The 15150-nt window shown below is 69.5% G+C and carries 11 protein-coding genes; 3 read left to right on the top strand and 8 right to left on the bottom strand.

Annotated elements, in window-relative coordinates:
- Positions 1 to 90: 90 nt before the first annotated feature.
- The 7 genes from G6N25_RS15765 to G6N25_RS15735 form a co-directional block, all read right to left on the bottom strand.
- On the bottom strand, positions 91 to 1947 hold the full coding sequence (locus G6N25_RS15765) for an ABC transporter family substrate-binding protein (RefSeq protein ID WP_083073344.1): 1857 nt from the start codon (positions 1945 to 1947) through the stop codon (positions 91 to 93).
- Between the two features lie 97 nt (positions 1948 to 2044).
- Positions 2045 to 3919, bottom strand: coding sequence for a translational GTPase TypA (gene typA / locus G6N25_RS15760; RefSeq protein ID WP_083073343.1), 1875 nt, complete (start codon positions 3917 to 3919; stop codon positions 2045 to 2047).
- 128 nt (positions 3920 to 4047) lie between these two features.
- On the bottom strand, positions 4048 to 4776 hold the full coding sequence (narI, locus tag G6N25_RS15755) for a respiratory nitrate reductase subunit gamma (protein WP_083073342.1): 729 nt from the start codon (positions 4774 to 4776) through the stop codon (positions 4048 to 4050).
- Between the two features lie 11 nt (positions 4777 to 4787).
- Positions 4788 to 5453, bottom strand: coding sequence for a nitrate reductase molybdenum cofactor assembly chaperone (gene narJ, locus G6N25_RS15750; protein WP_083073341.1), 666 nt, complete (start codon positions 5451 to 5453; stop codon positions 4788 to 4790).
- The gene (narH, locus tag G6N25_RS15745) at positions 5450 to 7135 is read right to left on the bottom strand and encodes a nitrate reductase subunit beta (protein WP_083073340.1); all 1686 of its coding nucleotides are present in this window, start codon (positions 7133 to 7135) and stop codon (positions 5450 to 5452) included. Before narH ends, narJ begins: the two co-directional genes overlap by 4 nt.
- A gap of 34 nt (positions 7136 to 7169) precedes the next feature.
- Positions 7170 to 10856: a nitrate reductase subunit alpha gene (locus G6N25_RS15740; RefSeq protein ID WP_083073339.1), complete on the bottom strand. Its 3687-nt coding sequence runs from the start codon at positions 10854 to 10856 to the stop codon at positions 7170 to 7172.
- Between the two features lie 385 nt (positions 10857 to 11241).
- Positions 11242 to 11634, bottom strand: a complete 393-nt coding sequence (locus G6N25_RS15735) for a (deoxy)nucleoside triphosphate pyrophosphohydrolase (protein WP_083073338.1) — start codon at positions 11632 to 11634, stop codon at positions 11242 to 11244.
- A 26-nt stretch (positions 11635 to 11660) separates the two neighbouring features.
- Between G6N25_RS15735 and G6N25_RS15730 the strand changes: the two genes are divergently transcribed.
- On the top strand, positions 11661 to 11945 hold the full coding sequence (locus G6N25_RS15730; protein WP_083073337.1) for a 4a-hydroxytetrahydrobiopterin dehydratase: 285 nt from the start codon (positions 11661 to 11663) through the stop codon (positions 11943 to 11945).
- Here the strand turns inward: G6N25_RS15730 and G6N25_RS15725 are convergent.
- A complete protein-coding gene (locus G6N25_RS15725) occupies positions 11942 to 13288 on the bottom strand; it encodes a mannosyltransferase (RefSeq protein WP_142272560.1) in 1347 nt (448 codons plus the stop codon). The genes G6N25_RS15730 and G6N25_RS15725 overlap by 4 nt on opposite strands.
- A gap of 97 nt (positions 13289 to 13385) precedes the next feature.
- Here G6N25_RS15725 and G6N25_RS15720 point away from each other — a divergent pair, with 97 nt between their 5' ends.
- The gene (locus G6N25_RS15720; protein ID WP_083073335.1) at positions 13386 to 14048 is read left to right on the top strand and encodes a hypothetical protein; all 663 of its coding nucleotides are present in this window, start codon (positions 13386 to 13388) and stop codon (positions 14046 to 14048) included.
- A 46-nt stretch (positions 14049 to 14094) separates the two neighbouring features.
- Positions 14095 to 15129 carry an Rv1157c family protein gene (locus G6N25_RS15715; RefSeq protein ID WP_083073334.1) on the top strand — a complete coding sequence of 345 codons (1035 nt, stop codon included), beginning with the start codon at positions 14095 to 14097 and terminating at the stop codon, positions 15127 to 15129.
- Positions 15130 to 15150: the final 21 nt, after the last annotated feature.

The following is a 15150-nucleotide window of genomic DNA, read 5'->3' as shown; positions in this document are numbered from 1 at the left end:
ATGAGCAAGCGTATCGCCACGGCTGGGCGAAAATAAGTGTTTTCGCAAATAGCTGTTTTCAGAATCCTGAATGTTCAATATCGCGCCGCCTTATGGCCCAGTTTTGATCCACTGGCCGGCATCGCCGACGATGCCGACGGGGACGGCGCCCGACAGGCTGACGTTGTGCACGCTGGGGCCCGCCGCGACGATGGTGGTGTCCTGCAGGATCGGCAACACGGTCGACATGTTCCACAGCCGCGGCTCGACGGCGGTGATCACGTCGTTGATGCTCTTGACGCCGTTGAGGGCGGCGTCGATGTTCGACTGGATGCTGCGGTCGCAGATGCCCGTGAGGTTCGACGGCGCCTGCACCAGCGCGCCCGGGTCGGGCGGGTGGCTGGGCGGGGCCGGGGCCGGGCCCGGCGGCACGGCGGCGGCCGTCGTGGTGGGGGCGCTGGAGGTCGACACCTGCGTGGACTCCAGCGCCGGGCAGCCGTACCGCGACGCCAGCAGCGTCGCCAGGTTTCCGCCGGCCCGATGCCAGCCGACGATCGCGTCCACCTGGTTGTTGTCCAGCGCGTCGCGATACAGCATCACCGGGTCCAGCGCCAGGACGTGGGCGGCGATGCCGACGTTGCGCAACTGGTCGGCGGCCGTGTTGGCCACCGCCACCGAGGTCGGGTCGTTCGCCGCCACCCCGATCACCAGCGACAGCTGTTGGCCGTCCTTGCTGATCCGGCCGCGAATGACCTCCGGCGGCCCGGTGCTCGCGGGCGTCGGCGCCGGCGACGCCGACGCGGTGGTCTCGACCTGATATCCGGACGACGACAGCAACGCCAGCGCCGCCTGCGTGGTCATCGCCGGGGGCGCGGTCGGCTCGTAGCCGGGATCGCTCGGCGACCGGATCTGCGCCTGCGCCAGCGTGACGGTGTTGTCGCTGCCCGCGCCCACGGCCGCCAGCAGGTCAACGTCGAGCAACCCCAGGATCGCCTTGCGGACCTGGGTGTCGGACAGCTTGGGCTCGTTGGCGCGCAGCGTGAGCTGCATGACCCGCGGCGTCACGATCCTCGCGGTCCGCACGTCCGGGATGGCCGACAGCTGCGCGAAGGCCGCCGAGCCCCCGTGCACCTGGGCCACCTGGGTGTCGCCGTTGCGCACCGAGTCGGCCAGCGCGGCCGGCGCGCCGGCACGGCGGAACAGGATCAGGGCGGGCTTGGCGGGCGGCCCCCAGTAGCGGTCGTTGCGGGCGATCAGGATTTCGTCGCGCTGGGGGTCGATGCTCTCCACCCGGAACTGCCCACCGGTGACCGGCAGGGCCCGGGCCAGCCCGGCGGCGAAACCGCCCGGCACGTCCTTGACGATGTGGGCCGGCAGGATGTTGCTGAACAGCTCCTTCCAGGCCGGATACGGCTGCGTGAAGGTGACGACGGCCTGTTTGCCGCCCTCGAGCGATTGGACGCCGGTGATGAGGTCGTATCCGGCCGGATCGACCACCCCCGGCTGGCTGACCATCTGCCGCCATAGGTACCAGAAGTCGTCGGCGGCGATTGGGGCGTTGTCGGTCCACTGCGCCTCGGGCCGGATCTTGTAGGTCACGGTGAACGGGTTTTGGTTGGTCACCTCCGCGGACACCAACAGGGTCGGGTCCATCTCCCAGCGCGAACCCGTCGGCGTGTTGGGGTCGGGCACCGGGCGAAACGCGCTGGGCAACACCAGCGCGCTGATCGCGGCGTTGACCGGCGACAGGTCCGACAGCAGGTGCGGGTTGAACCCGGCGCCGATCGAGTCGATGCCCATGATGATCTGGGTGGGCCGCTGCGGCGGCGGCGGCGAGTTGTGCGGCGTATCGGTGCTTTGCGGCGCCGGCGGAGGGTTGACGGTACAGGCCGCCAGCGCCAGCCCGACCAGCGAGACCACCACGCCAACCGTCATGAAAAGGCGGCGGGCTCGTCTCGGCACGCCCATCAGGGTATCGAGGGGCCTCGCGAGCGTAACGGGGCCGCGAATCCAGGGGCGAGATTTCGCGGTGGCCCCCGGCTCGCGGGGCGGGCGCGCCAAGTGGCTAGCCCCGGGCCTTGGCCCGCGCCCGGCTGCGGGCCCGGGCGGTCGCGTCCAGCTCGACCTTGCGGACCCGCACGATCTCGGGGGTCACCTCGACGCACTCGTCGGGCGCGCAGAACTCCATGGCCTGTTCCAGGTCGAGCTCGAGCGGCTTGGCCAGCGTCTCCATGACGTCCGCGGTCGACGACCGCATGTTGGTCAGCTTCTTCTCGCGGGTGACGTTGACGTCGAGGTCCTCCGGGCGCGGGTTGATTCCGACCACCATGCCCTGGTAAGTGTCCTGGCCGGGCTCGACGAAGAACTGGCCGCGATCGGCGAGCTGCAGCAGCGCGAACGGGGTGATGGTGCCGGACCGGTCGGACACCAGCGACCCGGTGTGCCGGGCCCGGATCTCCCCCGCCCACGGCTTGTACCCGTCGAACACCGCGTGCCCGACGCCGGTGCCGCGGGTCTCGGTGAGGAAGTCGGTGCGCCACCCGATCAGGCCGCGGCTGGGCACCACGAAATCCATCCGCACCCAGCCGGTGGTGTGGTTGGCCATGTCGACCATGCGGCCCTTGCGCGCGGCCATCAATTGCGTGACGGCGCCGACGTATTCCTCCGGGCAGTCGACGGTCATCGCCTCGAACGGCTCGTGCAGCTTGCCGTCGACGGTCTTGGTCACCACCTGCGGCTTGCCCACGGTCAGCTCGAAGCCCTCCCGCCGCATCTGCTCGACCAGCACGGCCAGCGCCAGCTCGCCGCGGCCCTGCACCTCCCAGGCGTCGGGCGCGCCGATGTCGACGACGCGGATCGACACGTTGCCCACCAGCTCGGCGTCCAGCCGGTTGCGGACCATCCGCGCCGTGAGCTTGTGGCCGGGCACCTTGCCCGCCAGCGGCGAGGTGTTGGTCCCGATCGTCACCGAGATCGCCGGTTCGTCGACGGTAATCCTTGGCAGCGCAACGGGATTCGTCAGATCGGCCAGCGTGTCGCCGATCATGATCTCGGGCAGGCCGGCGACGGCGACGATATCGCCGGCGACGGCCTCGTCGGTCGGGTTGCGTTCCACGCCCTCGGTGGCCAGCAGCTCGGTGATCTTGGCGGTCGCCGTGCCCTCCTCGCGGATCCACGCCACCTGCTGGCCCTTGCGGATGCGTCCGTTGTAGATGCGGATCAGCGCCAGCCGGCCCAGGAAGGTGGACGCGTCCAGGTTGGTGACCAGGGCCTGCAGCGGCGCGTCGGGGTCGCCTTGGGGCGGCGGCACATGCTCTTCGAGGACCTCGAACAGCGGGTCCAGGTTGGTGCCGTCGGGAACGTGACCGTCGGCCGGCTGTGTGGTGCTCGCGACCCCGGCGCGCCCGGACGCGTACAGCGTCGGCAGGCCCAGCGCGTGCTCGGCGGCCGCGGCCGCCTCGTCGTCGAGATCCGATGCCACGTCGAGCAGCAGGTCGTGGCTGGCCTCCACCACCTCGGCGATGCGCGCGTCGGGCCGGTCGGTCTTGTTGACGACGAGGATCACGGGCAGGTGGGCGGCCAGCGCCTTGCGCAGCACGAACCGGGTCTGCGGCAGCGGGCCCTCGGACGCGTCGACCAGCAGCAGCACCCCGTCCACCATGGACAGCCCGCGCTCCACCTCACCGCCGAAGTCGGCGTGGCCCGGGGTATCGATGACGTTGATCACGGTCACCGTCCCGTCCGGGTCGTGGCGGTGCACGGCGGTGTTCTTGGCCAGGATGGTGATGCCCTTCTCCCGTTCCAGGTCGCCGGTGTCCATGACGCGTTCCTGCACCTCACCGCGCTCGTGCAGCGCGCCGGACTGCCGCAGCATGGCGTCGACCAGGGTGGTTTTGCCGTGGTCGACGTGGGCGACGATGGCGACATTGCGGAATGGCACGTCGGTGATTCTGGCAGCGGGCGCCGGAGATAGCGAACCCGGCCAATCACGCGGACCGCTCGTCCAACGTGCACCCAGGGCGGCCGCGGCCGGCGTGTCGTCACCCTCAGCGCACGCTCGGCGCGCGCCTACCACCCGGGGCGGCGCGGCGCCGAGCCCACCAATCGGTCTGCCGCCACCTCGCGGGTGCGGTACACGATGTAGGGCCGGAACAGGTAGGCGATGGGCGCGCTGAACGCGTGCACCAGCCGGGTGAACGGCCACAGGGCAAACAACGCGAGCGCGATCACCACGTGGATCTGGTAGTAGAACGCGGCGTGCGCCATCAGGTCCCCGCGCGGATCGAGGATCCAGATCGAGCGGAACCAGACCGACACCTTCTGCCGATAGTCGTGCAGCTCGCCGAAGTGTGTGGCGCCCGCCAGGGTGCAGCACAGCCCCGCCAGCAACGCGCAGGTGAGCACCAGGTACATCAGCTTGTCGTTGCGGGTGGTCGCCAGGAAGACCGCTCCATGCGTGCGCCGCCGGTAGATCAGCAACCCGATACCGGTCACGGCGGCGAAGCCGGCGGGCACGCCGAGCAGCAGCGCCTGCAGGTGATACAGGTGATCGTTCATCCCGACCGCCCGGGTCCACGATTCCGGAATGAAGAGGCCCATGACGTGGCCCATGATGACCATCAGGCTGCCGAAGTGGAACAGCGGGCTGCCGATCGACAGCAACTTCGACTCGTAGATCTGCGACGAACGGGTGGTCCAGCCGAACTTGTCGTAGCGGTACCGCCACCAGGTGCCGACGGCCGCGGCCGCCAGGACGACGTAAGGCACGTCGTCCCAGAAGATCTCGATCAACTTCATGTGCACCAACGTCAGCCCCCCTGGGTGCGTTTCGGCGGAACGGTCAGGGTGAACGGTTGCAGCCCAACGGCTTCCGTGGGAGGGCCGGCCTCCGCGAGCCGTTCCGCCCGACGCGCCTCCTGGTCGGTTGCGACCGGTAGCGTCTCGCAGACCGCCGCGATCGCGTGTTGGTAGGGCGACGTGGCGTCCACCAGGGCGCCCCGCAGGATGTCGATCGGAACGCGGTGCTCCGTCAGCAGGCGGCGCCCGGCCTCGGGATCGACCGTGGCGGCGAATTCGAGGACGACGGGCAGGTAATCCGGCGCCTCGGCCCGCGGCGGCTCGACACCCGCGTCCCGGTAGGCGCCGGCGAACCTCAGCATTTCCCGGCCGCGGTTGCGCGTATCCCCGGCGGTCCAGTACGTCAGGTACATGGTGGCGCGCCGGCGCATGTCGAAGGTTTCGACGTAGCCCGTCGCGGCGGCCATCGGTTCGAGGGCGCGCAGGGCCGCGACCGTCCGGCCCAGCAGCGCGGCCGCGGAACCACCCGTGTGACCCAGCAGCTCGTCGACGGTGTCCAGCCGGTCGGCGAGCCCGTCGTCCGGATACGCGAGCAGCAGCGACGCCGCCTGCCACACCAGCCGGTCCCGCATCGTCCGGTTGCTCGCCCGTTCCCGGACCTGGGCCAGCAGCCTCATCGCTGCACCGGGTCCGACTCGGGGAACAGGCCAGCGGGCACGCCGTTACCATCCCAGTTGAGCAGGTTGACCCGGGACCGGCCACCCCCGCGGACGCGACCCGAAAGGTCGCCGCCGCCGGCGTTTTCCGTGTCCTCGCCGTGCTGACGCTGCTTCAGGGCATGGAACGTCTCCACGGCAACCGGCATCGGGGTGCCGCTGCCCTCACCGAACGGACCGGATTCGTACATTCCGGGCCCGCCCTCGCCCGACAGCGAGCATCCCATTTCTTCCAGGTCGCGGGCCTGCGGGGCGAAGGCGGTCGGAATGACGTATCGCTCTTCGTATTTCGCGATCGCCAGCAGCCGGTACATGTCGTAGAGCTGTTCCTCGGTCATCCCGACGGCGTGCGGTATGTGGGGCTGGGTCTCCCGGCCCAGGTTGATGTCGCGCATGTAGGAGCGCATCGCGGCCAGCCGCCGCAGCACACCCTCGACGACGCGCGTGTCGCCCGCGGTGAACAATTCGGCCAGGTATTGCATCGGGATGCGCAGCGCGTCCAGCGCGCCGAACAGGTTGCCCAGCTCCTCGCCGTCGTGCCCGTCCCGGCTGACCGCGTCGACCACCGGCGACAGCGGCGGGATGTACCAGACCATCGGCATGGTCCGGTACTCCGGGTGCAACGGCAGCGCCACCTTGTACTTGTTGATCAGCGCGTACACCGGGGAACGCTGCGCGGCCTCGATCCACTCGTCGGAGATTCCGCCGGCGCGCGCGCCGGCGATCACCTCGGGGTCGTTGGGATCCAACAGGATTCGGCACTGCGCCTCGTAGAGGTCTTTGTCGTCTTCCACGGACGCGGCCTCGAGCACCCGGTCGACGTCGTAGAGCACCAGCCCGAGATAACGCAGCCGCCCCACGCAGGTCTCCGAGCAGATCGTCGGCAGCCCGACCTCCATCCGCGGATAGCACAGCGTGCACTTCTCGGCCTTGCCGGTCTTGTGGTTGAAATACACCTTCTTGTAAGGGCATCCGGACACACACATCCGCCAGCCGCGGCAGCGGTCCTGGTCGACCAGGACGATGCCGTCCTCGCTGCGCTTGTACATCGCCCCCGACGGGCACGACGCCACGCAGGACGGGTTGAGGCAGTGCTCGCAGATCCGCGGCAGGTAGAACATGAAGGTCTCTTCGAGCTTCAGCCTGACCTCATCACTGACCTTCTTCAGGATCGGGTCGCCGGACAGGATTTCCGGTGACCCGGCCAGGTTGTCGTCCCAGTTCGGTCCCCACGACACCTTCATCGGCTCGCCGGTGATCAGGCTCCGCGGCGCGGCCGTGGGGAAGGTGTCACCCGCCGGCGCCGTGGTCAGGTTTTCGTAGTCGTAGGTCCACGGCTCGTAGTATTCGTCGATGGTCGGCAGCTTGGGGTTGGCGAAGATCCGCAGCAGCTTGTGGATTCGGCCGCCGTCGCGCAGCCGCAGCCGGCCCTTCTTGTCGCGCATCCAGCCGCCGCGCCAGCGCTCCTGATCCTCGTAGGTGCGCGGATAGCCTTGGCCCGGACGGGTTTCCACGTTGTTGAACCACACGTACTCGGTGCCCGAGCGGTTGGTCCAGGCCTGCTTGCAGGTGACCGAGCAGGTGTGGCAGCCGATGCATTTGTCGAGGTTCATCACCATCGCCAGCTGCGCCATTACTTTCATTGTCTCGCTCCGCACGCGTCGCTCGGGCCGTTCATCAGTACCGCACTTCCTGACTACGACGGCGCACCACCGTCACCTCGTCACGCTGGTTGCCGGTCGGCCCCAGGTAGTTGAACGCGAACGAATGCTGGGCGTAGCCGCCGGCGAGGTGGCTGGGCTTGATGCGCACCCGGGTCAGCGCGTTGTGGTTGCCGCCGCGCTTGTTGTTGGTCTCGGTGCGCGGGGTGTCCACGGTGCGTTCCTGCACGTGGTAGACGAACACCACGCCGTCGGGCATCCGGTGTGAGACGATCGCCCGGCACACGTAGATGCCGTTGACGTTGACCGCCTCGACCCAATCGTTGTCGCGCACTTGGATTTTCGCCGCGTCGCCGGGGCTCATCCACATGGTCGGGCCGCCGCGCGACAGCGAGAGCATGTACAGGTTGTCCTGGTAGGTGGAGTGGAACGACCACTTCGAGTGCGGGGTCAGATACCGCACGGTGAGCCCGACTCCGTCGTCAGTCGGACCGAGCTCGGGCTGCCCGAACAGCCGCGCCATGTCCAGCGGCGGGCGGAACACCGGCAGGTGCTCGCCGAGCTCCTCGACCCAGTCGTGGGCCAGATAGAAGTGCATCCGCCCGGTGAGCGTGTGGAACGGTTTGAGGTTCTCGATGTTGATGGTGAACGGCGCGTAGCGGCGGCCGCCGGTCTCGCTGCCCGACCATTCCGGGCTGGTGATCACCGGGACCGGGCGCGCCTGCGTGTCGGCGTAGGTGATGCGGCGCTCCTCGCTGCCCTCGGCCAGGTGCGCCAGCCGCTGGCCCGTGCGCTTCTCCAGCTCCCGGAACCCCTCGACGGCGAGCCGGCCGTTGGTCGTCCCCGACAACAACAGCAGCACGTCGGCCATCCGCGCGGCGGTGGTGATGGCCGGACGGCCCGCCGCCACACCGGAATTCATCACGCCGAACCTGGCGGCCAACTCCTCGACCTCCCGGAACGGATGCACCGTGATCCCTTTGGTGGTCACCCCGAACTTGTCGACGAGCGGGCCCAGGGTCACCCACTTGTCGTAGATGGCGGTGTAATCGCGTTCCACGACGGTGAGTTTGGCCATCGTCCGCCCCGGCACCGGGGTGGCGCCGTCGTGCAGCCAGTCCTGCTCGGCGCCGTCGGGATAGGCCATCGCGTCCGGGGTGTCGTGCTGCAGCGCGGTGAGCACCACATCGCTGCGAATCCCCAGATGACGCTTGGCCATGGCGCTGAAGGCGCGGGCGATGGCGCCGAAAGCGTCGAAGTCCGAACGGGTTTCCCACGGCGGATCGGTGGCGGCGCTGAACGCGTGCACGTACGGGTGCATGTCGGTGCTGGACAGGTCGGCCTTCTCGTACCAGGTGGCCGCGGGCAGCACCACATCGGACACCAACGTCGTCGAGGTCATCCGGAAGTCGATCGACATCATCAAATCGAGCTTGCCCTCCGGGATCTCGCCGTCGCACACCACGTCGACCGGCCGTACCCCGTCCTCCGGCGGCAGTGCCGTCGCGTTGGAATCGGTCCCCAGCAGGTGCCGCAGGAAGTACTCCCCGCCCTTGCCCGACGAGCCAATCAGGTTGGCCCGCCACACGGTAAGCACCCGCGGCCAGTTGACGGGGTTATCCGGATCGGTCACGGCGAGCTTGAGTTTGCGCTGGCCGAGCTGCTCGGCGACGTACTCGGCGGCGTCGCGGTCGGCGGCGCGCGCCTCGTCGGCGACCTCCAGGCTGGACCGGTCGAACTGCGGGTAGAACGGGCTCCACCCCATCGCCACAGCCGAGGCCAGCAGGTCCATGGTGTGCTTGCCGGCGAACCTGCCCCGGCCCACCGGGCTGGCCAGCTTGTCGGCGCCGTACCCGTCGTAGCGCCATTGGTCGGTGTGCGCGTACCAGTACGACGCGCCGGGCACCTGCCGCGGCGGGCGCGACCAATCGGTGGCCATCGCCATCGTCTGAAACCCGGTGAGCGGACGCACCTTCTCCTGGCCGACGTAGTGCGCCCACCCGCCGCCGTTGCGACCCATCGACCCGGTCAGCATCAGCAGCGCCAGCACCGCACGGTAGATCGCGTCGCTGTGGAACCAGTGGCAGATGCCGCCGCCCATGATGATCATCGAGCGGCCGCCGGATTCCTCTGCGCTGCGGGCGAATTCCCTGGCCACGCGGATGGCCTGCCCGGCCGATACGCCGGTGATCGGCTCCTGCCACGCCGGGGTGTTCTGCTGCGTCGGATCGTCGTAGCCGGTGGGCCATTCGCCCGGTAGCCCGGGACGCGCCACCGCGTACTGGGCCAGCATCAGATCGAATACCGTGCACACCAGGTGCTTACCGATGCGGCGCACCGGCACGCCGCGCGCGACCGTGCCGCCTTCGCCGTTCACCGTGTCGAAGCTGGGCAGGTGGACCAGCGCCGTGTCGGTGGCGTTCGCGTCCCGCACGCTGAGCGCCGGCAGCACGCCGCCGAGATCGAGGTTCCACTTCCCGACGCCGTCCTCGCCGTACCGGAATCCGAGCGAACCGTGCGGCACCACAATGGAATTCGTCGCTTCGTCTAGCACCGCCGGTTTGAGCGAGGCGTTTTCGACCGCGCCGCCGATGTCGGCCGCCGTGAGGTTCTTGCCGGGCACCAGCATGTCGCCGCGCTGTTCGAGCTTGATCAGAAACGGCAGATCGGTGTAGCGGCGCGCGAAGTCGACGAAGAACGGAACCTGTTTTTGCACATAGCATTCCGACAGGATCACGTGGCCCATCGCCATGGCCAGCGCCCCGTCGGTGCCGGCGGCGCACGGCATCCACTCGTCGGCGAACTTGGTGTTGTCGGCGTAGTCGGGGCTGACGGTCACCACCTTGGTGCCGCGATAGCGGGCCTCCGCCATCCAGTGCGCGTCGGGGGTCCGGGTGATCGGGACGTTGGAGCCCCACATCATCAGGTACGCCGCGTCCCACCAGTCCCCGGACTCCGGCACGTCGGTCTGGTCGCCGAACACCTGCGGCGAGGCCACCGGCAGGTCGGCGTACCAGTCGTAGAACGACGTCATCGCGCCGCCGATCAGCTCGTAGAACCGCGAGCCGGCGGTGTACGACACCATCGACATCGCCGGGATCGGCGAAAACCCGGCGACCCGGTCGGGGCCGTAGGTCTTGATGGTGTGCACGTGCGCCGCCGCGATCAGCTCGGTGGCCTCGGCCCAGCTGACCCGGACCAGGCCGCCCTTGCCGCGGGCCCGCTGATAGCGGCGGCGGCGCTCCGGGTCGGCCTGGATGTCGGCCCACGCCAGCACCGGGTCGCCCAGGCGGGCTTTGGCCTCGCGGAACATCTCGACCAGCACGCCGCGGGCGTACGGATAGCGGACCCGGGTCGGCGAATAGCTGTACCAGGAGAACGACGCGCCACGCGGGCAGCCGCGCGGCTCGTATTCGGGCCGGTCCGGACCCACCGACGGATAGTCGGTCTGCTGGGTTTCCCAGGTGATGATCCCGTCCTTGACGTAGATCTTCCACGAGCACGATCCGGTGCAGTTGACCCCGTGCGTGGAGCGGACCACCTTGTCGTGGCTCCACCGGTCGCGGTAGAACACGTCGCCCTCGCGGCCGCCCTGCCGGGTGACGGTGCGCAGGTCGGCCGAGAAATCGCCCGGGGTGAAAAACCGCCCGCTGCGCTCCAGTAGCTCCTCGAGCGGTCCACCAACGTGAGGTGTGACAGTCAAGGGGTAACCCTCCTACTCCGTCGCGTCGCGCCTCGTGGTCGGGCCCGTGTGTTCGACCTCGGTTGGGTGGTGTTCGGGAATGTCGGCCCCGGCGACCTGCGGGCGGGCGGCGATGGCGCACCAGCCTAGGTCGCGGGCGATAGGCCGACCAGGCTCCCCTGTTAGCGAAAACCCGTGCCGGGAACCTGCGGCTCTGCGCCAAGGGACGTCAACGCCCGGCGTGGCAGCCGTGGCCACACCGTCGAAACAACCATCGGGATCGCTATCGGCATGCAAATCGAGGTTACGGTCCTATTGTCGCTATTACCTTCCGATTTCACGCGTGTCAGCTGCAACTGCGCTGTACATTGCCTGCAGGAAAACTGTGGACTTGTCGGGAGGTTGCTCAAAGCGCTCGGGCCAGGTCCCCCAGCCAGCCGCGATCGGCGGGCACCCAGTCGACCTCGTGCAGTTCCGCCGCCGTCACCCAGCGCAGCGCGCGGTGCTCATGCGGGTGCGGTTCGCCGCGAATCAACCGCACACGATACGCCCGCAGCGTCGCCGCGCCGTTGAGCGGGATGTCGTCGCCGAGGCGGTCCCCCACCGCGATGTCGCCGATCCGCAGGCCCAGCTCCTCGGCCAGCTCCCGGGCCAGCGCGTCGCGTTCGGTTTCGCCGGGCGCGACCTTGCCGCCGGGCAGTTCCCAGCGGCCGGCCAACTCCGGCGGCCGGGCCCGCTGCGCCACCAACACCCTGGAGCCGGAGATGATCGCTGCGGCGACGACGACCTGGGTCGGCATGGCCAGTGACGGTATACGGTCGGGACATGGCTGTGTTAACGGATGAGGAAGTAGACGCCGCACTGCCCGACCTCAACGGATGGGAGCGTTCCGGCGGGGCCCTGCGCCGGTCGATCAAGTTTCCGACGTTTCTCGACGGCATCGACGCCGTCCGCCGGGTGGCCGAGCACGCCGAGAGCAAGGATCACCACCCGGATATCGACATCCGTTGGCGGACGGTGACTTTCGCTCTTGTCACGCATTCCGCGGGCGGCATCACCCAAAACGACATCGCGATGGCGCGCGACATCGACGGGATCGTCGGGAGCTAATCCTTCGGCGCGGCGTCGCGCCCGCCCTCCTCGTCGGCTGCCACGCTGGCGTGACGTTCGGCGGCGGCGGCCACGCCAGCGTGACGCTCGGCGCGCCCGCCGGTGGCGGCGATCCAGGCCAACGTCGCCACCGCCGCCACGATGTAGACCAGCCCGGCCCAGGCCAGATACCACGGCCGGCTGATTTGCCAGATGGTCGGTTGAGCGAAGCTCAGCAACCACGGCACGCCAATGATGGTGAGCGCCAACCAACCCCAGCCCACCGCTGGGGCGCCGGGGCGTCCGCGGGCCGGCCCGTGAATCGCCCACATCATCAGCGGCACCAGCCACACCCAGTGGTGGGTCCACGAAATCGGCGAGAGCAGCAGCCCGAACAGCTCGACCACCAGCAGCTTGCCGAGCCGGTCCGACCCGTCCAGCGCCCGCCAAGCCAGCGCGGCCAGCACGGCCGTGACGGCGATGGCGGCCAGGACCGGCGGGCCGTAACCGGCGTCGTGGCCCAGGATCCGGGATATGCCGCCGCGCCAGGACTGATTGAACGAGGTGGCGATGGGCCCGACGCGGTGCGCGTCGCCGAGCAGGTCGAAGAAGTAGTAGCGCGTCTGATCGCCGACGACGAGCGCCGACGCCCCGACGGTGGCGAGGAAGACAACCGCCGAAAAGGCCACCGCGGCCCACCGCCGAACGCCGGCGAAATAGACGCCGGAGATCGCCGGCGTCAGCTTGATTCCGGCCGCCACGCCGACCAGCAGCCCCGATAGCCACCACCGGGTGGTGTAGGCCGCCCACAGCACCGCGAGCATCAGCAACACGTTGACCTGCCCGTAGTCGAACGTGCTGCGCAGCGGCTCTATCCAGATGGTGGCCGCCGTCCACAACATCGCGACACGCCGACCGGCGCCGGCGGGCACGCCCATCACGCGCTGGCTGATCCGGACCGCGCCGTACAACGCCGCCATCGTCGCGACCTGCCACAGGAAGGCGACCAGGCCGAACGGCAATAGATGCAGCGGGTAGAAGACGACGGCCGCGAACGGCGGGTACGTGAACGGCAGCGGAAAGTCGGGGGTCTGCTCGGCGTAGACGTAGCGGTACAGCGTGCCCGGATGGTCGAGGGCGGCGGCGCCGCCGAGGTAAACGTGCAGGTCGACGAAGTTCGCGCCGTGGGGCGTTAGGTACGTCCAGGCGAGCCGCGCGGCGACGCTCACGATCAACAGCGCCGGGGCGGCCGCCTGGAGCGCACTCGCCAGCCGCCGCGTGAGGGGCGCCGCCGGGGCGGTCGGGATGGTGTCTATCCGCCCGACTTTAGCGAGCGGGCGCCCGGTCACCGCCGTCACTCGTATCCGTAACGATCGAATAAATGCCACACGTGTCACTTGAGTCACATCAGTATCAAAGTAACTTCGGCGCAGGACCTGTCATCGATAACCAGGGAGAGTCATGCCAACCATCTGGACTTACTTGCGTGCAACCGCCGTCGTGGTCGGTTCGTCCGCAGCGCTACTGACGGGCGGAATCGCCCACGCCGACCCCGTGCCGGCCCCACCCGTGCCGAACATTCCGCAACAGCTGATCAGCTCGGCGGCCAACGCGCCACAAATCCTGCAAAACCTCGCTACCGCCCTCGGCGCGACGCCCCCGGCGGCGCCGGCCACCCCCGGCATCAGCTTCCCGGGGGTCCCCTCGGCCACCGCGCCGGCGTCGTCTCCGGCGGCGATTCCTTCGATTCCGGGGCTCACGTCGTCGGCAACGGCCGCCAGCCCCGCGGCTCCGACGATCCCGGGGCTCAGCTCGATCCCGGGGTTGGCGCAGGCACCGGCGGCACCCGCCGCCCCGGCCGCCCCTTCGATTCCGGGGCTGTCCGGCATCCCGGGGCTATCGGCACCCGCGGCTCCCGCCGCTCCGGCCGTCCCTCAGATCCCGCAGGCGAAGGTGAACATGCCGGCGCTGCCGTCCAGCCTGCCGGTCAATATGCCCGGGCAGCTGACGTTTCCGCAGGATCTGACGGCACTGGCCTCGGGGCAGGCTCCGGCCGCACCGGCGGCACCGGCGCCGGCCAGCCCCGCCGGACCGGTGGCGCCGCTGCTCGCGGCCCTGCCGTGAGCGGCCGGTTAGACGCCTAATCCACTACCAACGACCGGAGGACATCGTGGCAACCACTTGGAATCTGTCCAAAGGTTTGGCCGCTGTCGTCACGGCGTCGGCTGCCGCGTTCGGGGTCTGCCCGAGCGCGGCGGCCGATCCGGCGGCACCGCAACCGACACCGCAGCCGAGCTCCGCCCAACAGCTCCCGGGCCTGCCGGCGCTCTCGCAGCTGAGCCCGATCATCCAGCAGGCGGCCAGCGATCCCACGCAGGCGACACAGCTGCTGATGGCCGCCGCTCAAGCTTTCACCCACAATTCGACGGCGCCCAACGAATCGAAAAACGTTGCCGCGTCGGTGAATCAGTTCGTGCAGGAACCGGGCGCGCCGGCCGGTGTCGCCGCCCCCGACGCCGCCCCGGCGGCGCACGTCCCGGCGGTCGGCATCGAGCCCGGCCTACAGTCGCACCTGCCGCCGGGCATCGATCCGGCCCACGCGGCGGGTCCCGGGCCCGTTGCGGCGGCCCCTTTGGCGGCCGCTCCTCCGGCGGCGGCCCCTTCGGCCACGGCCCCTTCGGCCGCGGTGCCAGGCACCGCCGAGCCCGTCGCGGCGCCCGCGCCGGCTCCTGAACCGGCGGCGGCTCCTGAACCGGCCCCGGCTCCGGCTGCGGCGACCCCGAATTTCGGCCCGGACGCCCCGCCCACGCAGGACTTCATGTATCCCTCGATCGGCACCAATTGCCTTGCGGACGGCAGTAGTTCGATCGCGACCGCGCTCTCGGTGGCGGGGCCGGCGAAGATACCGACGCCCGGTCCCGGACCCGGCCAGACCGCCTACGTGTTCACCGCCGTGGGCACGCCCGGGCCGGCCGAGGTGCAGAAGCTGCCATTGAATGTCACCTGGGTGAACCTGACCACCGGCAAGTCGGGAACGGTCACGCTCAAGCCGCGCACCGACATCAACCCGGACGGGCCGACGACGCTCACCGGGATCGTCGACACCGGCTCGGGCAGCGTCATGTCGACCATCTTCGGACAGGTCACCACCAAGGAAAAGCAGTGCCAGTTCATGCCGACCATCGGCTCGACGGTGGTGCCTTAAGCCCTTTGGCGCGAGCGTGCG

The sequence above is a fragment of the Mycobacterium heidelbergense genome, assembly GCF_010730745.1.
Lineage (GTDB): Bacteria > Actinomycetota > Actinomycetes > Mycobacteriales > Mycobacteriaceae > Mycobacterium > Mycobacterium heidelbergense.
Note: the sequence above shows the minus strand (reverse complement) of the source record. Positions and strands in the feature narration are given on the sequence as shown.